We start from the raw sequence: 21,458 nt of genomic DNA, 5'->3' as shown, positions 1-21,458 counted from the left end.
AGCCGCTGTCCGGCCCGTGCGCCCGCCGGGTCGGTCGAACAGGCGGCACGCGGGATCGTCGAACAGGCGGCACGCAGTATCGTCTCCGGCCGGCGCGCCGTCAGTTCGTCCCGATCCGCGCGAGCAGCTCGACGATCCGGGACTGCACCTCACCGCTGGTGGACCGCTCCGCCAGGAACAGCACGGTCTCGCCGGACGCCAGCCGCGGCAGGTCGGCCGGGTCGACGGCGGCGGTGTAGACGACGAGCGGGGTGCGGGTGAGCTGCCCGTTCGCCCGCAGCCAGTCGACGATCCCGGCGTGTCCCTCTTGGCGCCGCTCGATCTGCATCAGGTCCATCACGACCAGGTTCGGCCGGAACTGCCCCGCCAGCGTCACCGCGTCGGCGTCGCTCGCCGCCCGCGCCACCTGCATCCCCCGCCGCTCCAGCGTCGAGGTCAGCGCCAGCGCGATCTCCGCGTGCTCCTCGATCAGCAGGACCCGCGGCGGGTGCTGCTCGCTGTCCCGGGGCGCGAGCGCCTTCAGCAGCACGGCCGGGTCGGCGCCGTAGGCGGCGTCGCGCGAGGCCTGCCCGAGCCCGGCCGTCACCAGCACCGGCACCTCGGCCGCGACGGCCGCCTGCCGCAGCGACTGCAGCGCCGTACGCGTGATCGGCCCGGTCAGCGGGTCCACGAACAGCGCGGCGGGGAACGCCGCGATCTGCGCGTCGACCTCCTCGCGCGAGTGCACGATCACCGGCCGGTAGCCGCGGTCGCTGAGGGCCTGCTGCGTGGAGACGTCCGGCGCGGGCCAGACCAGCAGCCGGCGCGGGTTGTCCAGCGGCTCCGGGGGCAGCTCGTCGTCCATCGGCTGCGGACGCGGCGGGTCCGCCACCTCCACGGCCCCGCCGGGTCCGTCCAGCGGCTCGGGTCCCTCGGCGGCGTTCCGGTCCGGCGCCCCTATGGCGTACGACCGTCCCGCGCCCTCGGTCGTCGGCGCGAGCCGGGTCTGGCCGCCCGTCAGGGACGGCTGCTCCTGCCCCTGCGGGGGCTGGGCCTTCGGCTGTGCGGGCGCGGCCGGCTGGTCCGCCGCCGGGTGCGGGCGGGCGGACTGCTCGGGGCGCGCGGTGGCCGCCGGGTCGGGCGGGGTGCCCAGCTTGCGGCGCCGGCCGGAGCCTCCCGGCTGATGCGGCGGCGGCGTGGCCGACGGCTGCTGCACCTGGAGCGCCTGCCGGTTGAACGGCACGCCCTGACCGAGCGTGCGCACGCTGATCGCCCGGCCCTGCGTGGAGTTCGGGTCGACCGGGGCGGAGGCCTCCGCGGGCAGGGGCTGGGCCACGCGCGGCGTGCTCTCCGGCGGCAGCGGGGTGCCCCGGCTCGGCGTGGAGGCGGGAACGTGCTGCGGGGCGGCCGCGGCGGACGGGTCGGCGGTGTGCGGGGCGGCCGGGGACGCCGGGGCGGCGGCGCCGGGCGGCACGGGGGTGCCGGCGCCCGAGGTGTCGGCGGTGGCGGGCCATGGCTGCGGGGCCGGGGCCGGGGCGGCCGGGTTCGGCGCGCCGGCAGCGGGCCCGGCGGCCTCGGCTGCGGCAGGCGCGGGGGCTCCGGCGCCCTCCGCGGGCCCGGCGGCCGGGGTCGGTCCGGCCGGGGCGGTGGGCTGCACCGGTCCGGTGGGCTGGGCGGGGCCGACCGGCTGGGCGGGGCCGGTCCCCTGCGCGGGCCCGGCGGCCGGGGTCGGTCCGGCCGGGGCGGTGGGCTGCACCGGTCCGGCGGGCTGGGCGGGGCCGACCGGCTGGGCGGGCCCGACCCCCTGCGCCGGTCCGGCCGGCCGAGCGGGACCCGCCGGCTGCGTCGATCCGTCGAGCCGGGCGGGGGCCGGAGGCTGCTGCGCGGCCTCCCGTCGGGGTGTGCCCTGGGCGGCGGCGACGCCCCGCGGGGGCACCGCGGCACCCCGCTGGGGCACGGGCGCCCCCTGCACCGGGCCGCCCTGCGCGGGGATCCCGCGGGCCTGCGCCGACTGTGCTGCCTGTGCCGCCTGTGCCTGCGCGGCGGCGACGGCCCGGCGGCGGCGTCCCGTCGGCGCCTCGGTCGGGTGCGGCTGCGGCGGGGTGTGGTCGTCGGCCTGGTCGTGCGGCGCGGCGTCGTGCCGTCCGTCGTCGATCAGCGCGTCGCCGGAGGCGGCCGGGCCGGGCACCTGGACCGGTCCCGCGGCTCCCGCCGGGCCTGCCGTCGCGGTCACGGCGTCCGTGGTCCCGCTCGCCTCCGCGGCACTGCCGGACGGCCGGTCGGCGTCGGCGGGCGGCAGGGCGAACACCTGGCGCGGCGCCGCCTCCTGCGCGGCGGCACGCTCGTTCGCCGAGGCCAGGGCACGCCGCCGGCGCCCGGTCGGCCGTGACGCGTCGTCGGGATCCGACTCGCCGGCCTGCGCGGGCAGCGCCGCGGGCAGCGCGTGCTGCTCGTCCCCGGCCCGCCGGGCACGCCGCCCGCTGGGCGCGGGCAGGGCCTGCGGCGAGGCGGGGGCGCCCTGCGGGGAGGCGGGCACGCCCTGCGGGGGTACGGTCCCGCCCAGGCCGGTGTTGGAGGCCGCGGCGCCCGCGGCGTGCTCGGCGGCCGTCACGACGGCGCCCTCGGAGACCGACGCCGATGCGGGCTGGGCCCCGTCCGCGCCTTCGGCGGGCCGTCCCCGCCGGCGCCCGGTACCGCCGGGCCCCTCGGCCGACGACGCCTGTGCCGGCACCGGAAGGGCGGCCGGCGCCGGCTCCTGGGCCGCCCGCCGCCTGCGCCGCCCGGTCGGCGTGCCGCGCTCCGCCTCGGGTCCGGCGGAGTCGTCGGCACCCTCCGCGGACGCGTCCTCGACGTCGCTCTCCAGGAAGGCGTCGACGGACGCCCGCCGGGCCCGGCGCCGCCCGCCGCCGGTGGGATCCTGAGCCGGAACCTCCTGAGCGCCCTCCGCGTCGGGGGCCGGGGCCGCGGCCGCGACGGCCCCCGCCCCACCGCCGATCGGCACCTCCAGGACGTACGCGCTGCCGCTCATGCCCGGCACCTCGTGCGTCTGCAGCACACCGCCGTGCGCCCGGACGATCCCGCGCACGATCGGCTCGTGCACCGGGTCGCCCCCGGCGTACGGCCCGCGCACCTCGATCCGCACGACCTCGCCGCGCTGCGCCGCCGCCACGACGACGGTGTTGTCCAGGTAACCGCCCGTCGACACCGGCGTGTTGCCGGTCGCGTCGACGCCCGCGACGTCCGCGACGAGGTGTGCCAGCGCGGTGGCCAGCAGCCGGGCGTCGACCTCGGCCTCGATGGGCGGCGCGTGCACGGCGAACTGCACCCGCCCCGGCCCGATCAGTTCGACGGCTCCGTCGACACCGGAGGCGACGACGGCGTCCAGCATCACCTTCGTACGGGAGACGTTCTCGCTGCCGACGTCCAGGCGCTGGTAGCCGAGGACGTTGTCGATGAGGGTGGTGATCCGCGTGTAGCCGGCCGAGAGGTGGTGGAGCACCTGGTTGGCCTCGGGCCACAGCTGACCGGCGTCGTCGGCGGCCAGCGCGGCCAGCTCCTGGCGCAGCTCCTCCAGCGGCCCCCGCAGGGAGGTCCCGAGGAGGGTGAGCAGCTGCTCGTGCCGGGCGGCGAGCGCCTCGTACCGGTCCTTCTCCCGCTCACCGAGCGCGGCGTAGCGGTCCTCGTTCGCGGCGAGCTCCTCCGCGTGCTTCTCCCGCAGCTCCTCCAGCTCGGTCACGTGCTGCCGACGCAGTGCGGTCAGCTCGGAGCCGTGCTTCTCGGCCAGCCGCTCCAGCTCCTCGGCGTGCCGCTGCTCCGCCTCCTCGTGCTCCGTGACGAGGGTGTCGTACGGCCGCCGGTCGGTGAAGGTCATCACGGCGCCGACGAGCTGGTCGCCGTCGCGCACGGGCGCGGTCGTCAGGTCGACCGGCAGCTTGTCGCCGTTCTTGGCGTACAGCACCTGGCCGCGCACCCGGTGCTTGCGGCCGGAGCGCAGGGTGTCGGCGAGCGGGGACTCGTCGTACGGGAAGGGGGAGCCGTCGGCGCGCGAGTGCAGGACGAGGGTGTGCAGCTCACGGCCGCCGAGGTCGCTGGCGCGGTAGCCGAGGATCTGGGCGGCGGCCGGGTTGACGAGGACGATGCGCCCGTCGGTGTCCGTGCCCACGACGCCCTCGGAGGCGGCCCGCAGGATCATCTCGGTCTGCCGCTGCGAACGCGCCAGTTCGGCCTCGGTGTCGACGGTGCCGGACAGGTCGCGGACGACCAGCATCAGCAGTTCGTCGCCGGTGTAGCCGTAGCCGTCGTAGGCCTGCTGCCCGTTCTCCAGGTTGGCGCTGGCGACCTCGACGGGGAACTCGGTGCCGTCCGTGCGCCGCGCGATCATCCGCGTCGGCTTGGTGCGCGCCCGCGGGTCGATGTGGTCCGGCCGCCGCATGGATCCGGGGATGAGCCGCGAGTCGAACTGCGGCAGCAGATCCAGCAGCCCGCGCCCGACCAGCGCGGTGCCCGGCGCCTCGAAGGCCTCCAGCGCGATGGAGTTCGCGTTGACGACGGTGCCGTTCGCGTTGACCAGGACCAACGCGTCGGGCAGGGCGTCCAGTATGGCTGCGAGGCGAGCAGCGCCTCGGGATGGCCTGCTGCTCACGAGACGCTTCCCTCCTGATTACCGCACTTGCCGACCGCCTGGGCCATCTTGCCAACCGGCCCGCAGCGTGTCACGCGAGGGAGTCTAAGCGCTGGGGCCCGGTCGGCGGCGCGGGATGGCAGGGAGGTCGCACGAGGAAGTGACGTAGAACGTGTGACCGGGTGCCTACGCCCCTCGTGGTGCCCGCAGGTCGGGCAGCAACGGCACCATGCGGTTCCAGCGGGAGACCTGGCAGCCGTCGCTCCGGTCGTAGCGCGCGTCGACGGGGCGCCCGGCCCAGGTGCCGGTGATGTGCGCGGTGGCCGGTCCGCCGTACTGCAGGGTGCAGACGCTGCCCTCCGGGACCGGCGCGAAGGTGTCCTGCCCCCAGCGCGTGCCCTGGTCGAGCACGGCACAGGCACCGGCCGGGTCGGGGTGGCTGCCGCCGTCCGGGTGGCAGTACAGCTCGTACGTCCCGTCCGCGCCCGGGCCGGCGCCCCGGACGGCGACGGTCAGGTGATCAGCGGCCCGGTCCTCGTCGCGGACCGGGGGCGGCATCAGCACGCCGGTGCCCGTACCGGCGCGGGGGCCGGTGCCGGCGTGCGCGGCCGCGGGCACGGCGGCCAGGGGGACGAGGGTGGCGACGGAGACGGCGGCCGCGCCGAGAAGGCGGGCGGCGCGGAGGCGGGTGAGCGACTGCATGACCTGACTAACGCCCCGTCCGGCCGGACGTTGCGCGACCACGCCGTAAGGGCTTTGCCCTGCGACACGTCCGCCTAGTACCGTGGGGGTCGATTGGTGACAGCACGCTCGACTGTGTCATCATCGGCACGCGCCGATCGCGCTCGCACGCGAGAGGTGATGGTGTCTGGAGGCGTCGCCTAGTCCGGTCTATGGCGCCGCACTGCTAATGCGGTTTGGGTCTTAAAGCCCATCGAGGGTTCAAATCCCTCCGCCTCCGCACATGACCGACGAAGCCCCGGCCCTGACGGCCGGGGCTTCGTCGTGTCCGGGGTCCGGCCGGCGCCCCGCTGCGCCTGTGGTGGCGTTTCCGCAGGTCACAAGGGGTGTGGCAATCGGATTTCACATGACGGCGGCAGTCATGTAATGTTCTTCCTGTCGCCGCGAGCGGGCCGAAAGGACCGGGAGCGGCGGGAAAACAGAAAAAAAGACAAGCACTCGTAGCTTAACGGATAGAGCATCTGACTACGGATCAGAAGGTTGCAGGTTCGAATCCTGCCGAGTGCACAGCGAACGAAGGCCCCGGAGTGATCCGGGGCCTTCGGCGTTTCCCGTCGGGCGGCGGTGCCGGTGGGTCCGGGCCCTCGGAGGATTCCCCGGGACCCGGACCCTTCACGGCTCGGTGATCACATGGTGTCCGTGGCCCTGCGGCGGCGCGCGGCGAAGACCGCGCCGGCGCCGAGGGCGACGGTGAGGGCACTCGTGAGGGCGAGCGTCTTCGTGGAGGACGTTCCGGTCGTGGCGAGGCTGCCGGTCGTGCTCGTGCTCGTGCTCGTGCCCGTGCCGGTGGTCACCTGCTGCCCGGGCGCGCCGCCCTGCGCCGAGACTCCGGTGCCGGTGCCCGTGCCCGTGCCCGTGCCGGGCTTCGTGGTGGCCGGGCGCTCGTCGTCGTTCTCGTCGGGCCGGCCGGGCTCGGCCTCGTCGACCGTGCCGGGCTCACTGCCCGCGGGCAGGAGCTCGAAGTCGTAACGCTTCATCGGGCCCAGGACGCACGGGTTGTAGGCGTCGGAGGCGTCGCCCGCGAACAGGGCGAAGGCGTCGGCGGCCCCGGCCTCGGAGTCGACCTTCATCCGGAGCTTCACGTCGCTGTGCTCGCCCGGCTTCATGACGTCGATGTGCGCGATGTGCACGGACCCGTCACCGGGAAGGGGCTGCCAGCCCGAGCCGTTGGACCACTCCACCTCCAACCGGCTCTCGGCGTTCGCCCGTTCGCCCTCCGCGTGGAAGAAGACCAGGGGGTCCACCGTCAGCGTGCGCGCGGTGCCGTTGGTCACGCGGAGGGTGAAGTCGACGGTGGTCCCGGCCACGACCTCGGACGGCAGCCCCACCGCGAGCGAGGTCAGCCCGTTCTCGCGGACGCACTCCTTGGCGGCGGCGAGCGCCGCTTCGGCGGCGTCCTTGGCCTTCAGGGCCTTGCCGAGAGCGTCCTTGAGGACGCCGTAGTCGCGGACGGCCGCCACCCTGGCGTCGTCCAGCGCGGTCCGGGCCGCCTCGGCCGTCGCGTCGGCCTTCTGCTGGGCCGCCACGGCTTTCGTCAGGTCGGATTCGGCATTGTCGAGGACTTTCTGCGCCTCGGCCTTGTCGGTTTCGCTCTCGGCCGCTTCGAGGCCGGCCTCGGCGTCCTTGACAGCCTGCTCGGCGGCGGCCTTGGCGTCCGCAGCTTCCTTTGCCGCCTTGTCCGCGGCGATCGTGGCCGCCTTGAGGGGGTGAGTGTCGGAATCCAGGGAGGCCAGCGTGGCCTCGACCGTCTTCCGGCCCTCCGCCTCGGCGGTGACGGCCTTTTCGTACGCCGTCTCCGCGTCGGCGGCGGCCTTGGTCAACTCCGCGTACGTCGGCTGGTTCTGCGTCTGGGCCGTGGGCGTGCCGGCGGCGAGCGCCGGGGTGGCGGCGAAGAGCGCGACGGGCGTGACCACCGCGACGGCGGCGGCCACGGAGAGGGAACGGCGAAGCTTCACTGAGGACCTTTCCTGCTGTCCTGGCGGGAGAAAGGGAAGGGTCACCGCGAATCGCGCAGGGTGACCAGAATTCGATGAGTTTATAGGCCACGTAAAATCTGGGCGCCTTTTCCCTGGATTTCCCTTCCCGTCGCCTTTCCTGTCGGCGGGTTTCGGCGGGATGAAATGGACGGACCGGGACGGTTGTTCCGGGCGGCCATATTTTTTTGTGACGCATGTCACTCCGACGCCGTTGTCAGTGGCTGCTCGTACGCTCGGGGTGATGGCACAGGTATGGAAGTGCGCGGGGCTGCGGTGGGTGGCGGGCGGCCCGGTGCTGACGTGGGTCGGTGGCCGGAGCAGTGCGCTGACCAGGGGGAAGCGGGTGGCCTTCGGAGTCGCGGCAGGGGGTGTGCGGACGTGTGTGGGGGCGTGGGGGCACGCGTGTCCGGCCGGGGTGGTCGTGCCGGGGCGGAGTACGGGGGCGCGGTGCGAGGAGTGTGCGCGGCTGGACCGGGCGCACTCGGTGGCCGCGGACACGATCGCCGACGACCCGCGGCCGTACCGGGTGTACCTGGCGTGGTTCGGGCCCGGGCTCGTCAAGGTGGGGATCACCGGGGCCGAGAGGGGGCCGGCCCGGCTGCTGGAGCAGGGGGCGGTGTGTTTCAGCTGGCTGGGGACCGGGCCGCTGATGGCCGCGCGGCGGACCGAGGAGCTGCTGCGGGCCGCGCTGCGGGTGCCCGACCGGATCCCGTACGACCGGAAGCGGGCGGTGCGGGCCGTGCTGCCCGCGACGGAGGAGGAGCGGACGGCCGAGCTCGCCGACCTGCACGGGCGGGCGGTGGCGCTCGAGGGCTGGCCGGAGTCGCTGACGCCGGAGCCGTTCCGGGCGGTCGATCACGTGCGGGCGTTCGGGCTCGCGGCGGCCGAGCGGGGCCCGGGGGCCGTGGGCGAGGTGGTCGAACTGGTGGCGGGGGGAGCGATCGGGGGTGAGCTGGTGGCGGCCGCCGGGCCGGACCTCCACCTGGCCACCGAAGGGGGCGTCGTCGTGCTCGACACGCGGCTGATGACGGGCTGGGAGCTGGTGGCCGCGGAGGGGGACCCGTGCACCGTCCCCGTGCGGGAGTTCAAGGGGGCCGCCGGTGTGCAGACCGGGCTGTTCTGAGCCGGCGTCCGCTGCCGCCGGGAGGTGGACCCGGGGCGGCCGCCGGGGAGATCGTGGGCCGCATGAGTGATCGACACATCGCACCGGCGGCCGGCCCCGACGAGGCCCGGCACGTCCGCGGCTTCTGGGAGGGGCTCGGACTGCCCGGCCTCGTCGACGTGCACACGCACTTCATGCCCGAGCGGGTGCTGCGCAAGGTCTGGGCCTACTTCGACGCGCTCGGCCCGCTGACCGGCGGGATCGAGTGGCCGATCACCTACCGGCAGGAGGAGGACGAACGCGCGGAGCTGCTGCGCGCGTTCGGGGTGCGGGCCTTCACCGCCATGCTGTACCCGCACAAGCCGGGCATGGCCCGGTGGCTCAACGACTGGGCGGTGGACTTCGCCCGCCGGACACCCGACTGCCTGCACACCTCCACCCTCTTCCCGGAGCCCGGTGCCGAGGCGTACGTCGGCCGGGCCGTCGAGGCGGGGGCGCGGGTCTTCAAGGCACACGTGCAGGTGGGCGGGTACGACCCGGCCGACGAGCTGCTCGACGCGGCCTGGGGGCTGCTCGCCGACGCGGGGGTGCCCGTGGTGATCCACTGCGGTTCGGGGCCGGCGCCGGGCAAGCACACCGGGCCCGGGCCGATCGCGCGGGTGCTGGCCAGGCACCCCCGGCTGCGGCTGGTCGTCGCACACCTCGGGATGCCGGAGTACGAGGACTTCCTCGGCCTCGCCGAGCGGTACGCCGAGGTGCGGCTGGACACGACCATGGCGCTCACCGACTTCAGCGAGCGCCTCGCCCCCTTCCCCCGCCGGGCCCTGCCCCGGCTGGCCGCCCTCGGCGACCGCGTGCTGCTCGGGACGGACTTCCCCAACATCCCGTATCCCTACCTGCACCAGCTCCACGCGCTGGAGCGGCTGGAGCTGGGGGAGGCCTGGCTGCGGGGCGTCTGTCACGACAACGCGGCCCGGCTGTTCGGACTCACCGGCGGCTGACCGGCGGCTGATCGGCGGCTGATCGGCGGCTGACCAGCGGCGTGCCCGGGAGTTTCCTGAGAGGCCCCTGTGCGTTTCTCAGAGAAATCACAGCTTGGAGAAAGGGCGTTCTCAGAGCGCCCCGACATCGTGTCCGGTATGACCACGACCTCGCCCCAGGGGCGCACCGAACTGCTGAGGCCGGACGGGAGCCCCGTCCGGGTGCTTGTGGTGGACGACGAGCTGTCCATCACCGAACTGCTGTCCATGGCCCTGCGCTACGAGGGCTGGCAGATCCGCAGCGCGGGGGACGGACACGGTGCCGTCCAGGCCGCGCGCGAGTTCCGGCCCGACGCCGTCGTACTGGACATGATGCTGCCCGACATGGACGGGCTGAGCGTGCTGGGGCGGCTGCGCCGCGACCTGCCGGACGTGCCGGTGCTGTTCCTGACCGCGAAGGACGCGGTCGAGGACCGCATCGCCGGGCTGACCGCGGGCGGGGACGACTACGTCACCAAGCCCTTCAGCCTGGAGGAGGTCGTCGCCCGGCTGCGCGGCCTGATCCGCCGTTCCGGTGCCGCCGACCGGCGCTCCGACTCCGTCCTCGTCGTCGGCGACCTCACCCTCGACGAGGACAGCCACGAGGTCACCCGCGGCGGCGCCGGCATCCACCTCACCGCCACCGAGTTCGAGCTGCTGCGCTTCCTGATGCGCAATCCGCGCCGCGTGCTCAGCAAGGCGCAGATCCTGGACCGCGTGTGGTCCTACGACTTCGGCGGCCAGGCCAACGTCGTCGAGCTGTACATCTCCTACCTGCGCCGGAAGATCGACGCCGGCCGTGAGCCGATGATCCACACCCGGCGCGGCGCCGGTTACCTGATCAAGCCCGCGGTGTCGTGAGCCGACGGCGACGCCCGCGGCCGCGGACCCTGCGGACGCGGCTCGTTGTCGCGTCGGTGGCGCTGATCGCCGTGGTGTGCGCGGTGATCGGCACGGTGACGACGCTGGCGCTGCGGTCGCACCTGTACGAGCAGCTGGACGGGCAGGTGCACGAGGTCGCGATGCGGGTGTCCGGATTCGGACCGCCGGGCGACCCCGAGGCGGGCGGCGGCACCAAGGCCCCGCGGCTGATGAACCTCGACGAGTTCGTCACCCACGGGCCCCAGCCGCGCGGCACGATCGTCGCCGAGGTGCGCGACGGTGCCGTCGTGGAGGCCAAGTACGGCGAGAAGGACGACGAGAGCGCCGACTTCAGCGGCACCACGCCGGTCTCCCTCGGCGACACGGGCCGCGCCGCGCTGGCCGCCGTCCCCCGGGACGGCGACGCGCACACCGTCGAGATCCCCGGCCTCGGCGACTACCGCGTGGAGTACCACGACGGCTACTACGCCGCCCTCCCCACCTCGGACGTCACCGGCACCATCAACACCCTGATCCTCGTGGAGGCCAGTGTCACGGCCGCCGGCCTCATCGCCGCCTCCCTCGCCGGGACCGTCATCGTCGGCGTCGCCACCCGCCCCCTGCGCCGGGTCGCCGCCACCGCCACCCGCGTCTCCGAACTCCCCCTGCACACGGGTGAGGTGAACCTCGACGAGCGCGTTGCGGAGTCCGAGTGCGACCCGCACACCGAGGTCGGCCGGGTCGGTGCCGCGCTCAACCGGATGCTCGACCACGTGCACGGAGCCCTCCACGCGCGGCAGGAGAGCGAGACGCGGGTACGGCAGTTCGTCGCGGACGCCAGCCACGAACTGCGCACGCCGCTCGCCTCCATCCGCGGGTACGCCGAACTCACCCGCCGGGGAGGCGAGCGGGTCGGCCCCGACACCCGGCACGCGCTGGGCCGCATCGAGTCCGAGGCCGGGCGCATGACCCTGCTGGTCGAGGATCTGCTGCTGCTCGCCCGCCTGGACGCCGGACGGCCGCTGCAGTTCGAGCGAACCGACCTCGTCCCGCTCGTCGTGGACACCGTCAGCGACGCCCGCGCGGCCGGCCTGGACCACGTCTGGCGGCTCGACCTGCCCGACGAACCGGCGCTGGTGTCCGCGGACGCCGCCCGGCTCCAGCAGGTACTGGTCAATCTGCTGGCCAACGCCCGCAACCACACCCCGCCCGGTACGACCGTGACCGCGCGGGTGCGGCGCAGCGGGTCCTGGCTGTGCGTGGACGTCGAGGACGACGGTCAGGGCATCCCGCCCGCGCTGCTGCCGCACGTCTTCGAACGCTTCGCGCGCGGGGACTCGGCACGGTCCCGGGCGACCGGCTCGACGGGCCTCGGGCTCGCCATCGTGCAGGCCGTGACGACCGCGCACGGCGGCGGGGTGACCGTCGACAGCGTGCCCGGGCGGACGGTCTTCACCGTGCACCTGCCCGTGCTGCCCACCGCCCGCCCGGTGCTCGCGCAGGACACCGCACGACCGCACTCACAGGCACGGCACAGCCTCACCACACGGGCGCGACAGGGGAGTTGAGAAGAGTCGGTGCCATGCGAACCGACTCTTCTCCCGGCTCCCTGCCGGCGCGGGAGCACCTCCCGGCCGCAGGAGCCGGTACGCCTGTCCTGGACGTGGTGATCCCCGTCTACAACGAGGAGAAGGACCTGAGGCCGTGCGTCCTGAGACTGCACGAGCACCTCACCCGCACCTTCCCGTACGCCTTCCGCATCACGGTCGCGGACAACGCCTCGACGGACGCCACCCCGCAGGTCGCGGCACGGCTGTCGGCGGAGCTCGCCGAGGTCAGGTCCTCCCGGCTGGAGCAGAAGGGCCGGGGCCGTGCCCTGCGCACCGTGTGGTCGGCCTCCGACGCCCCGGTCCTCGCCTACATGGACGTCGACCTGTCCACCGACCTCAACGCGCTGCTGCCGCTGGTGGCCCCGCTGATCTCCGGCCACTCGGACCTGGCGATCGGCTCCCGGCTCGCCCGCAGCTCCCGGGTCGTGCGCGGCGCCAAGCGGGAGTTCATCTCCCGCACCTACAACCTCATCCTGCGCGGCTCCCTCCAGGCCCGCTTCTCCGACGCCCAGTGCGGCTTCAAGGCGATCCGCCGGGACGTGGCGCAGGTGCTGCTGCCGCTGGTGGAGGACACCGGCTGGTTCTTCGACACCGAGCTGCTGGTGCTCGCCGAGCGGGCCGGGCTGCGGATCCACGAGGTGCCGGTCGACTGGATCGACGACCCGGACTCCACCGTGCACATCGTGCGGACCGCGACCGACGACCTCAAGGGCGTGTGGCGGGTCGGCAAGGCGCTGGCCACGGGATCGCTGCCGCTGGACCGGCTGGCCCGGCCGTTCGGCGACGACCCGCGCGACCGGGACATCCTGGACGTACCGCAGGGCCTGGCCCGGCAGCTCGTCGGGTTCTGCGTCGTCGGGGTCCTGTCGACCCTCTTCTACCTGGTGCTCTACAGCGGCTTCCGGGTGGTCGCCGGGTCCCAGCTCGCCAACGCGCTCGCCCTGCTGGTCTCCGCGGTCGCCAACACCGCCGCGAACCGGCGGCTGACCTTCGGGGTGCGCGGCCGGGGCGGGGCGGTGCGCCACCAGGCGCAGGGACTGGTCGTCTTCGGCATCGGCCTGGCCCTCACCAGCGGCTCGCTCGCCGCCCTGAGCGCGGCGACGGCCGACCCGGCCCACTCCACGGAGCTGGCCGTGCTGATCGCGGCCAACCTCGCCGCCACCGTGCTGCGCTTCCTGCTCTTCCGTGCCTGGGTGTTCCCGGACGCGCCGCCCGCCCCGGCCGCCGGGGAGACGCGGCCGGACCCGCGGCCGTACGGATCGACGCCGTACGCCACACCCTCCTGCCCGACGACCTCGTTCCGCGCCGGTGACGTCGCGGAACACACCCGGGGTGACACGACCGTGCGACTGGCGCCGGCGCACCCCGCCGACACCGACCCGAGGGACGGACGATGACGACGGACTACGACCGGACGGCGTACGAGGGGGATGCGCGTCCCGCCGACAGCGGCGCCCCGCCCCCGGCGGAGCCGGTCCGGCCACCCGCCCGGGCCCTGCCACGCAGACTGTGGCGGGGCCGCCCCGAGGACCCGAGCTGGGTGCGCCCGGCCTTCCTCGGCCTGCTGCTGGCCACCGCGCTGCTCTACCTCTACGGCCTGAGCGCCTCCGGCTACGCCAACTCCTTCTACTCGGCGGCCGTGCAGGCGGGCAGCCAGTCCTGGAAGGCGTTCTTCTTCGGCTCGCTCGACGCCGGCAACGCCATCACCGTCGACAAGCCCCCGGCCGCGCTGTGGCCGATGGCGCTGGCGGTGCGGGTCTTCGGGCTGAGCTCCTGGTCGATCCTCGTCCCCGAGGTGCTGATGGGCGTCGCGACGGTCGCCGTCGTGTACGCGGCCGTGCGCCGCCGCTTCAGCCCGGCCGCCGGGCTGATCGCCGGTGTGGTGCTGGCGCTCACGCCCGTCGCCGCGCTGATGTTCCGGTTCAACAACCCGGACGCGCTGCTGGCGCTGCTGATGTCCGTCGCCTGCTATCTGGTCGTGCGCGCGCTGGAGGACGGCCGGACCAAGTGGCTGGTGTGGGCCGGCGTCGCGATCGGCTTCGCGTTCCTGGCGAAGACCCTCCAGGCCTTCCTGATCCTTCCGGCGCTCGCCCTGGTCTACGGCGTCTGCGCCCCGGTCGCGGTGAAGAAGCGGCTGGGCCAGCTGGCGCTGGCGACCGCCGCGATCGTCGTCTCCGGCGGCTGGTGGGTCGCGGTCGTGGAGCTGTGGCCCGCCTCGTCCCGGCCCTACATCGGCGGCTCGCAGAACAACAGCTTCCTGGAGCTGACCTTCGGCTACAACGGCCTCGGCCGGCTGAGCGGCGAGGAGACCGGCAGTGTCGGCGGCGGGGGCGGCCCCGGCGGCGGGGCCGGCGGGCAGTGGGGCGAGACCGGCTGGGACCGGATGTTCAACTCGGAGATCGGCGGCCAGATCTCCTGGCTGCTGCCGGCCGCGCTGATCCTGCTCGTGGCGGGCCTGGTCGTCACGCGCGGGCGCGGCCGCACCGACGCCGGGCGGGCGTCCTTCCTGGTGTGGGGCGGCTCGCTGCTGATGACCACGGCGGTCTTCAGCTACATGGCGGGCATCTTCCACCAGTACTACACGGTGGCCCTCGCCCCTTATCTGGCGGCCGTGGTCGGCATGGGCGCGGCGGCCCTGTGGGAGCGGCGCGAGCGGGTGTGGGTGTCCCTGGCGCTCGCCGCCGCGGTCACGGCGACCGCCGCCTGGGGCTACGTCCTGCTGAACCGCACGCCCGACTACCTGCCGTGGCTGAGGTGGCTGGTCCTCGTCGGGGGCCTGGTCGCCGCGCTGGGGCTCGTCTTCGCCGGACGGCTGGGGCGGCGGACCGCGCTCGCGGTGGCGGGGCTGGGCCTCGTGGCGGCGCTGGCCGGACCGGCCGCGTACACGCTGAGCACCGTGCGGGAGGGGCACAGCGGCTCGATCGTCACGGCCGGTCCGGCCGGGGCGAGCATGATGGGCGGACCGGGCGGCGGCGGCCGGGGCGGCGGCGGCTTCCCGGGCGGCGGCACCCCGCCGGGGCAGGGGCAGCAGGGCCAGGGCGGTCCGGGCAACGGCACCGGCGGCTTCCCCGGGGGAGCGCCGGGCCAGAACCAGCCGGGCAACGGCTTCCCCGGCGGCGGCCAAAGCGGCCAGAACGGCCGGACGGCTCCGAACGGTGCCGGCGGCGAGGGCGGCCGCACGGGCGGTGGCGGCATGGGCGGCCTGCTCGACGGTGCCCAGGTCGACGACGAGGCCAAGGAGCTGCTGGAGGCCGACGCCGACCGGTACACCTGGGTCGCGGCGGCGATCGGTTCGCAGAACGCCGCGAGCTACCAGCTCAGCACCGGCGACCCGGTGATGGCGATCGGCGGCTTCAACGGCACCGACCCGTCGCCCACCCTGGCGCAGTTCAAGAAGTACGTCGAGGACGGCAGGATCCACTACTTCGTCGCCGGCGGCGGCATGGGTGGCGGAATGGGCGGTGACTCCGGCAGTTCGTCGCAGATCACCTCCTGGGTCGAGGCCGGCTTCAAGGAGGTCACGGCGGGTTCGGCCACGTTCTACGACCTCACGCAGCCGGTGAGCGGCGGCTGACCGGAGACGCGTTACAGCGGGAGGGGCCCCGTGCGGTGTTGTACACCGTAAGGGGCCCCTCTACGCTGTAAGGCATGACGACGTCCTCGCAGGAACAGGCGGCGCCCGGGTCCGCGGTCCGCGCCCACCCGCAGCGCTGGCTGATCCTCGGTGTCATCAGCCTCGCCCAGCTCACCGTGGTGCTGGACAACACCGTGCTCAACGTGGCCATCCCCTCGCTCACCGGCGAGCTCGGAGCGGCCACGTCCGACATCCAGTGGATGATCAACGCCTACTCGCTCGTGCAGTCCGGCCTGCTGCTCACGGCGGGCAGCGCGGCCGACCGCTACGGCCGCAAGAAGATGCTCACCGCGGGGCTGGCCTTGTTCGGCCTCGGCTCGCTCGCGGCGGGCCTCGCGGACACCACCGGTCAGCTGATCGCCGCGCGAGCCGGCATGGGGGTCGGCGGCGCACTGCTGCTGACCACCACGCTCGCCGTGGTCATGCAGATCTTCGCGCCCGAGGAGCACCCCAGGGCGATCGGCATCTGGAGCGCGGTCAGCGCGCTCGGCTTCGCCTGCGGGCCGCTGATCGGCGGCTTCGTGCTGGACCACTTCTGGTGGGGTGCGATCTTCCTGATCAACCTGCCGGTCGTCGCGCTGGGCCTGGTCGCGGTCGTGGCCCTGGTCCCCGAGTCGAAGAACCGGCAGGGCGACCGCCCCGACCTGCCGGGCGCCGTCCTGTCCACGATCGGCATGGCGGCACTGGTCTACGCGATCATCTCCGGCCCCGAGCACGGCTGGGCCTCGGGCCGGGTACTGGCCACGGCGGCCGTCGCGGTCGGTGTGCTCGGGCTCTTCGCCTACTGGGAGAGCCGCGCCCCGTACCCCATGCTCGACCTCGCCTTCTTCCGCGACCGGCGGTTCACGGGCGCGGTCGCCGGGCTCATGCTCATCACCTTCGGCATGGGCGGTGCGCTGTTCCTGCTCACCCAGCACCTGCAGTTCGTGCTCGGGTACGGCCCGCTGGAGGCCGGGCTGGCGACGGCGCCGCTGGCCGTGACGGTCGTGGTGCTGAACTTCTCGGGGGTCGCGGCGAAGTGCCTGGTCAGGCTCGGTACGCCGATGGCGGTCATGGCGAGCATGGTGCTGATGTCGGCGGGTCTGGTGGCCATCGCCACCCTCACCGGTGCGGGCTACCCGGGCACCCTGCTGGGGCTGTTGCTGATCGGCGTGGGGTGTGCGCTCGGCAACCCGGCCATGGCGCACGCCATCATGAGCGCGATCCCGCCGGCGAAGGCCGGGGTCGGCGCGGGGATCAACGGGACGCTGGCGGAGTTCGGCAACGGCCTGGGTGTGGCCGTGCTGGGTGCGGTGCTGAACTCGAGGTTCGCCGCGTCGCTGCCGGTCGCGGCGGCGTCGCTGCCGGCCGCGCTGGCCTCGGCGGACGGGACGGCGGAGCGGGAGCGGGTCGTCGACGCGTTCTCCTCCGGGGTGGAGGGCAGTCAGTTGGTGGGGGCGGTGGCCGTGCTGCTCGGCGGGGCGGTCGCGGCGGCGTTGTTGCGGCGCGCGGAGAAAGGGGAAGCGGAGAGGATGGGCGCCGCCCGGTAGCCCGGGCGGTTCGGCGGCCCGGACGGCCGCGGGACGGGAAGGGCCGGCCGCGCCCGCGCGGCGGAGCCGCACGGTGCCGCGTCCCGCGCCCGCGGGGGCGCCCGACGTGACCGGCACGGGACGATTTCGAGGAGAGGCGCGCATGGCGAAGGCAGGGCGGCAAGGGCCGAAGGCCAGTGTCTGGCTCGGGGGCGGGGCTCGCCGCGGCGGGCGCGGCGGGGGGCAGCCGTCCGGGCTCGACCGGGAGCGGATCACCGAGGTCACCGTCCGCCTGCTGGACGCCGAGGGCCTGGCCAAGTTCTCCATGCGCCGCCTGGCCGCGGAGCTGAACGTGACGGCGATGTCCGTCTACTGGTACGTCGACACCAAGGACGAACTGCTGGAGCTCGCCCTGGACGCGGTCTTCGGCGAGCTGCGCGTGCCCGACGCGGAGGCCGACGAGGACTGGCGCGACCAGCTGCGCACCCTGGCCGGGGAGAACCGCGCGCTGCTGGTGCGCCACCCCTGGCTGTCCCAGCTGATCGGCACCTACCACAACATCGGCCCCAACTCGCTGGCCTTCTCCCGGGCGGTGCAGCGCGTCGTGCGCCGCACCGGCCTGCCCGCGCACCGGGTGACCGGCGCCATCTCGGCCGTCTTCCAGTTCGTCTACGGCTACGGCACGATCGAGGGCCACTTCCTCGGCCGCGCGGCGGACAGCGGCCTGAGCCCGGACGAGTACTTCCAGCACTCCATGAGCGCGGTGACCGAGACGCCGGACACCGCGGGCGTCATCGAGGAGTCCCGGGACATCATGGCGGCCCGCGGCGGCGACACCGTGGCGGAGATGCTGGAGCGGGACTTCGACTTCGCCCTGGAACTGCTCATCGCGGGCATCGAGGCGATGGTGGACAGGCCCTAGGCCTGTGCCAGGGCCGGGCGGGCGGCCGCTCAGGCGTCCTTCGACAGCCTCGCCGGGAAGCCGCCCGTCGCCACCGGGCCCCACTTCTCGGGCGTCACCCGGATGATCGACTTGCCCTGCTCGACCATGGCCCGCCGGTACTCGTCCCAGTCGGGGTGCTCGCCGGCGATGTTGCGGTAGTACTCCACGAGCGGCTCCACGGAGTCGGGCGGGTCGATGACCTCGGCCGTGCCGTCCACCTGGACCCAGGGGCCGTTCCACTCGTCGCTGAGCACGATGACGCTGACCCGCTCGTCCCGCCGGGCGTTGCGGGTCTTGGCCCGTTCCGGGTAGGTGGAGACCACGATCCGGCCCGAGTCGTCCACCCCGCAGGTCAGCGGCGACCCCTGAGGGCTGCCGTCGGCCCGCCGGGTCAGCAGGACGGCGCGGTGCCGGGGGCGTACGAACTCCAGCAACTCGTCGAGGGACACGCGGGTGTTGGTCGCGATGTTCGGTGCCATGCCGTCAGCCTAGGCCGAAGGCGCGCCGCCGGACCGCAGCGCCTCGGCGAGGTTGTCGTGGACCGGCACGTCGCGGCGCAGGCCGGTCAGTTCCAGGATCCGGCTCGGCGCGCTCCCCGGGGCCGCCACCACCCGCAGGCGGGTCCGGCCGCGCAGCCGGTGGTGCACCTCGTCGAGGAGGCGGACGCCCTGGGAGTCCATGAAGTGGGTCGAGGTCAGGTCCAGGACGAGCAGGCGCAGTTCGCCGTGGCGGAGGCCCACCGCGGCCATGACCATCGGCAGCAGCCCGGCGGCGTTGCAGTAGTCGATCTCCCGGGGCAGGGTCAGTACCGCGCAGCCGGGCGGATCGCACGGCTCGCACGGTGGGGGAAGGAAGGTCACGTCACTCACCTGACAGACGTCCGTCCAGTTTCCGGCAAGGCCGCTTCCTGACCCGGGCTCCATTCCATCATGCGGGGACGGGCCACGACAGGTGCCCGCCCGCTCCGTCGGCCGGGCGTCACCGGCGCGCAACCGAGCAGCTAGAGTGCTGTTCGTCCTGTGCTCGCAGTCAGGAATGTGCTGCGGAGCTCTCCTGCGCACGGCCGGACGGCCGTGCATGCCGAAGAGGTTCGTGGTGGCTGCGTCCGAATTTACCGATTTGCCGCGTTTCCCGGTGGGCTTCGAGCTGGCCGAGGCGCTGACCACGGCGGCCCGGCAGCTGCACGGGACGGGCACCGCGGACAACACCCTGCGCACCGCGGTCGAGCTGGCCGTGCACCTGATGCCCGGCGCCGAGCACGCCGGCATCTCGGAGATCGAGCGGGGCAGTGTGCGCCGCACGCTCGCCTGGACCGACGAGGTCGTGCGCTCCGCCGAACTCCGGCCCACCGGCCGGGTACCGCACCCGGCCTGGGAGCGGCTGTGGACCACGCCCGTGGTGCGGATAGAGGACACCGAGGCCGACGGCGGCGGCAACGCCCTGTCCGACCTCGGCCTGCGCTCGGCGCTGTCCCTGCGGCTGCGTGCCGACCGGCGCCGCCTGACCGTGCTCACGGCGTACGCGCGCAAGCCGCGCGCCTTCGACGAGGACGCCACCCGCGTCGGCCGCCTGTTCACCGCGCACGTCAGCCTCGCCCTGGACTCGGCGACGGTGCGCGAGCAGCTCACCGAGGCGATGCGCACCCGGGACCTGATCGGCCAGGCCACGGGCATCCTCATGGAACGCATGACCATGGACGCGGCCGGCGCCTTCGAATCCCTGGTCAAGGCCTCGCAGCGGGAGAACGTGAAGCTGCGGGACCTGGCCCGCCGCATCGTCGACGCGAACAACACGTCCGGGTGACGAGGCGTCGTCGGGCCGTGAGGGGATATCCGTACGGCCATGACCGCACAGAGTTCTGAGAGCCCCGAGACGCTGGACCGGGCGCTGGCGCGCAGCCGGGGACTCGACACCCTGCTGCGCGATCTGACCGACCGCGCGGTGCGCGAGGTGCCCGGCGCCGTCGCCTGCTCGGTCACGGTGCGCCGGGCCGACCGGCTGATGACCCTGGCGGGCAGCTCCGGCCTCCCCGGCGGCCTGGACCTGCGCCAGTACGAGAACGGCTCGGGTCCCTGCGTGGACGCCGCCGAGACGGGCGATGCCCAGTACTCCCCCGACCTGGCCGAGGAGACCCGCTGGCCCGCGTACACGGAGTACGCGCTGGCCACCGGGGTGCGCTGTGTGCTGGCGCTGCCGCTGGCCGTCGCGGGCGAGACGGGCGCCGCGCTCAACTTCTACGGCCGCGAACCCGGCTCGCTGGGTGAGGGACGCGAAGCGGCCCGCACCTTCGCGGTGCGGGCCGCCGACGCGGTCGACGAGGCCCTGAGCATCGAGCGGCAGCGGTCCTCGGTGGCCGACGTGCGCACCGCCCTGCTCTCCCGCAGCGTCATCGACCAGGCGATCGGCATCCTCATGGCCCGGGAGCGCATCGACGCCCACCGGGCCATGGAACGGCTGCGCCGGGCCTCGCAGCACACGAACACCAAGCTCCGGGACCTGTGCGACGAGCTGGTGGCCCGGGTGTCCGGCGGTGCCTCAGACGGCCGGCAGTGACTCCCCCTGGACCGCCTGGATGTCCAGCTCTACCCTGAGCGTCGTGCCGATGGCGGCGATGCCCGCCTGGAGGACCTGGTTGTAGTTCATGGCGAAGTCCTCGCGCCGCAGTTCCGTGGTCGCGCGGAACGCCGCCCGGGTGCCGCCCCACGGGTCGGCGCCGGTGCCCAGGTAGGCCAGGTCCAGGTCGACCGGGCGGACGACGCCGTGCAGGCCCAGCTCGCCGTGGACGGTCCAGCGGTCGGAGCCGGCCTGGGTCACCCCGGTGGACCGGAAGGTGATCTCCGGGTGGCGCTCGACGTCCAGGAAGTCCGCGGAGCGCAGGTGGGTGTCGCGCATGCCGTTGCCGGTGTCGATGGAGGCCGCCTTGATCACCGCCTCCACCCGGGACTTGGTGACGTCGTCCGGCGCGATCTCGACCGTGCCGGCGAAGTCGGTGAAGCGGCCGTGCACGCTGGAGATGCCCAGGTGCTGGGCGACCGCGGCGACGCTGGAGTGCGCCGGGTCGATGGTCCACGGCCCGGGCGGCGGCAGCTCGGTGCCGCCCTGGCGGGCCAGCGTCACGGTGCCCACCTCGGCGCGGCCGCTCGCGGTGACGATGGCGCTGGACGCGGCGGGCGCGTAGCCGACGGCCGTGACGATGACGGTGTACGCCCCCGGCGCCAGTTGCGTGGTGTCCCGGACGGCGCCCTCGGCGTCCGCCTCGGCGCGCAGCACCTGCGTGCCGGTCATGTCGGTCACCGTGACGACCGCGTGCGACACGGCCCATCCGTCCCGCGTGCGGATCCTCGCGGTCAGTCCCATCCCGTTGTCCCCTGTTCTCCCCAGAAAGCGGGCCCATAGGTCTGCATAGGCCCGAGAAGCCTTATATATCGGTCGCAAAGAGACCGGCCCGTGGCTGCGCGCGCCTC

The 21,458-nt window shown here is 74.3% G+C and carries 16 protein-coding genes and 2 tRNA genes; 12 read left to right on the top strand and 6 right to left on the bottom strand.

Annotated features, from left to right (window positions below; translation table 11 throughout):
• Nucleotides 1–100: 100 nt before the first annotated feature.
• Nucleotides 101–4,621, bottom strand: a complete 4,521-nt coding sequence (locus tag ACGF3H_RS11370; protein ID WP_362486040.1) for a PAS domain-containing protein — start codon at nt 4,619–4,621, stop codon at nt 101–103.
• Nucleotides 4,622–4,786: 165 nt separating this feature from the next.
• Entirely contained in the window at nt 4,787–5,302 is a 516-nt protein-coding gene (locus tag ACGF3H_RS11365) for an SSI family serine proteinase inhibitor (protein ID WP_362486038.1), read from the bottom strand.
• A 168-nt stretch (nt 5,303–5,470) separates the two neighbouring features.
• On the opposite strand from ACGF3H_RS11365, the gene ACGF3H_RS11360 reads away from it, so the two are divergent.
• Both ACGF3H_RS11360 and ACGF3H_RS11355 read left to right on the top strand, forming a co-directional pair.
• Nucleotides 5,471–5,561: transfer RNA gene (locus ACGF3H_RS11360), tRNA-Ser, on the top strand.
• A 214-nt stretch (nt 5,562–5,775) separates the two neighbouring features.
• Nucleotides 5,776–5,848: transfer RNA gene (locus ACGF3H_RS11355), tRNA-Arg, on the top strand.
• Between the two features lie 119 nt (nt 5,849–5,967).
• On the opposite strand, the gene ACGF3H_RS11350 is transcribed toward ACGF3H_RS11355, so the two are convergent.
• On the bottom strand, nt 5,968–7,296 hold the full coding sequence (locus ACGF3H_RS11350) for a hypothetical protein (RefSeq protein ID WP_362486036.1): 1,329 nt from the start codon (nt 7,294–7,296) through the stop codon (nt 5,968–5,970).
• Nucleotides 7,297–7,558: 262 nt separating this feature from the next.
• Between ACGF3H_RS11350 and ACGF3H_RS11345 the strand changes: the two genes are divergently transcribed.
• The 8 genes from ACGF3H_RS11345 (at nt 7,559) to ACGF3H_RS11310 (ending at nt 17,973) form a co-directional block, all read left to right on the top strand.
• Entirely contained in the window at nt 7,559–8,440 is an 882-nt protein-coding gene (locus ACGF3H_RS11345; protein ID WP_362486034.1) for a DUF2797 domain-containing protein, read from the top strand.
• A 62-nt stretch (nt 8,441–8,502) separates the two neighbouring features.
• Nucleotides 8,503–9,420, top strand: a complete 918-nt coding sequence (locus tag ACGF3H_RS11340; protein ID WP_362486032.1) for an amidohydrolase family protein — start codon at nt 8,503–8,505, stop codon at nt 9,418–9,420.
• Between the two features lie 138 nt (nt 9,421–9,558).
• A complete protein-coding gene (locus ACGF3H_RS11335) occupies nt 9,559–10,299 on the top strand; it encodes a response regulator transcription factor (RefSeq protein ID WP_362486030.1) in 741 nt (246 codons plus the stop codon).
• Complete coding sequence (locus ACGF3H_RS11330; protein ID WP_362486028.1) at nt 10,296–11,867, top strand: HAMP domain-containing sensor histidine kinase; 1,572 nt, start codon at nt 10,296–10,298, stop codon at nt 11,865–11,867. The genes ACGF3H_RS11335 and ACGF3H_RS11330 overlap by 4 nt, the downstream gene beginning before the upstream one ends.
• 14 nt (nt 11,868–11,881) lie before the next feature.
• Nucleotides 11,882–13,306 carry a bifunctional glycosyltransferase family 2/GtrA family protein gene (locus tag ACGF3H_RS11325; protein WP_362486026.1) on the top strand — a complete coding sequence of 475 codons (1,425 nt, stop codon included), beginning with the start codon at nt 11,882–11,884 and terminating at the stop codon, nt 13,304–13,306.
• Nucleotides 13,303–15,483: a glycosyltransferase family 39 protein gene (locus tag ACGF3H_RS11320; protein ID WP_362486024.1), complete on the top strand. Its 2,181-nt coding sequence runs from the start codon at nt 13,303–13,305 to the stop codon at nt 15,481–15,483. The genes ACGF3H_RS11325 and ACGF3H_RS11320 overlap by 4 nt, the downstream gene beginning before the upstream one ends.
• Before the next feature lie 74 nt (nt 15,484–15,557).
• A complete protein-coding gene (locus tag ACGF3H_RS11315; RefSeq protein WP_362486022.1) occupies nt 15,558–17,072 on the top strand; it encodes an MFS transporter in 1,515 nt (504 codons plus the stop codon).
• A gap of 142 nt (nt 17,073–17,214) precedes the next feature.
• Nucleotides 17,215–17,973 carry a TetR/AcrR family transcriptional regulator gene (locus ACGF3H_RS11310; protein ID WP_362486020.1) on the top strand — a complete coding sequence of 253 codons (759 nt, stop codon included), beginning with the start codon at nt 17,215–17,217 and terminating at the stop codon, nt 17,971–17,973.
• 29 nt (nt 17,974–18,002) lie between these two features.
• On the opposite strand, the gene ACGF3H_RS11305 is transcribed toward ACGF3H_RS11310, so the two are convergent.
• Nucleotides 18,003–18,473, bottom strand: coding sequence for a PPOX class F420-dependent oxidoreductase (locus ACGF3H_RS11305; protein WP_362486018.1), 471 nt, complete (start codon nt 18,471–18,473; stop codon nt 18,003–18,005).
• A 9-nt stretch (nt 18,474–18,482) separates the two neighbouring features.
• Nucleotides 18,483–18,854, bottom strand: a complete 372-nt coding sequence (locus ACGF3H_RS11300; protein ID WP_362486016.1) for an STAS domain-containing protein — start codon at nt 18,852–18,854, stop codon at nt 18,483–18,485.
• Nucleotides 18,855–19,071: 217 nt separating this feature from the next.
• Here ACGF3H_RS11300 and ACGF3H_RS11295 point away from each other — a divergent pair, with 217 nt between their 5' ends.
• Complete coding sequence (locus tag ACGF3H_RS11295; protein WP_362486014.1) at nt 19,072–19,797, top strand: ANTAR domain-containing protein; 726 nt, start codon at nt 19,072–19,074, stop codon at nt 19,795–19,797.
• Nucleotides 19,798–19,836: 39 nt separating this feature from the next.
• Nucleotides 19,837–20,547 carry a GAF and ANTAR domain-containing protein gene (locus tag ACGF3H_RS11290; protein WP_362486012.1) on the top strand — a complete coding sequence of 237 codons (711 nt, stop codon included), beginning with the start codon at nt 19,837–19,839 and terminating at the stop codon, nt 20,545–20,547.
• Here the strand turns inward: ACGF3H_RS11290 and ACGF3H_RS11285 are convergent.
• The gene (locus ACGF3H_RS11285) at nt 20,530–21,351 is read right to left on the bottom strand and encodes a YceI family protein (protein WP_362486010.1); all 822 of its coding nucleotides are present in this window, start codon (nt 21,349–21,351) and stop codon (nt 20,530–20,532) included. The two genes, ACGF3H_RS11290 and ACGF3H_RS11285, sit on opposite strands and share 18 nt — an antisense overlap.
• Between the last annotated feature and the right edge of the window lie 107 nt (nt 21,352–21,458).

Source organism: Streptomyces sp. NPDC048185 (assembly GCF_043202495.1).
Classification (GTDB): domain Bacteria; phylum Actinomycetota; class Actinomycetes; order Streptomycetales; family Streptomycetaceae; genus Streptomyces.
The sequence above is the reverse complement of the archived record's forward strand: the minus strand, read 5'-3'. Positions and strand labels throughout refer to the sequence as shown.

What these genes read in the sequence shown, in the direction of transcription:
- ACGF3H_RS11365 (WP_362486038.1), bottom strand. Translation starts at nt 5,302, where the DNA reads ATGCAGTCGCTCACCCGCCTCCGCGCCGCCCGCCTTCTCGGCGCGGCC.
- ACGF3H_RS11345 (WP_362486034.1), top strand. Translation starts at nt 7,559, where the DNA reads ATGGCACAGGTATGGAAGTGCGCGGGGCTGCGGTGGGTGGCGGGCGGC.
- ACGF3H_RS11340 (WP_362486032.1), top strand. Translation starts at nt 8,503, where the DNA reads ATGAGTGATCGACACATCGCACCGGCGGCCGGCCCCGACGAGGCCCGG.
- ACGF3H_RS11335 (WP_362486030.1), top strand. Translation starts at nt 9,559, where the DNA reads ATGACCACGACCTCGCCCCAGGGGCGCACCGAACTGCTGAGGCCGGAC.
- ACGF3H_RS11325 (WP_362486026.1), top strand. Translation starts at nt 11,882, where the DNA reads ATGCGAACCGACTCTTCTCCCGGCTCCCTGCCGGCGCGGGAGCACCTC.
- ACGF3H_RS11320 (WP_362486024.1), top strand. Translation starts at nt 13,303, where the DNA reads ATGACGACGGACTACGACCGGACGGCGTACGAGGGGGATGCGCGTCCC.
- ACGF3H_RS11315 (WP_362486022.1), top strand. Translation starts at nt 15,558, where the DNA reads ATGACGACGTCCTCGCAGGAACAGGCGGCGCCCGGGTCCGCGGTCCGC.
- ACGF3H_RS11310 (WP_362486020.1), top strand. Translation starts at nt 17,215, where the DNA reads ATGGCGAAGGCAGGGCGGCAAGGGCCGAAGGCCAGTGTCTGGCTCGGG.
- ACGF3H_RS11305 (WP_362486018.1), bottom strand. Translation starts at nt 18,473, where the DNA reads ATGGCACCGAACATCGCGACCAACACCCGCGTGTCCCTCGACGAGTTG.
- ACGF3H_RS11295 (WP_362486014.1), top strand. Translation starts at nt 19,072, where the DNA reads ATGCCGAAGAGGTTCGTGGTGGCTGCGTCCGAATTTACCGATTTGCCG.
- ACGF3H_RS11290 (WP_362486012.1), top strand. Translation starts at nt 19,837, where the DNA reads ATGACCGCACAGAGTTCTGAGAGCCCCGAGACGCTGGACCGGGCGCTG.
- ACGF3H_RS11285 (WP_362486010.1), bottom strand. Translation starts at nt 21,351, where the DNA reads ATGGGACTGACCGCGAGGATCCGCACGCGGGACGGATGGGCCGTGTCG.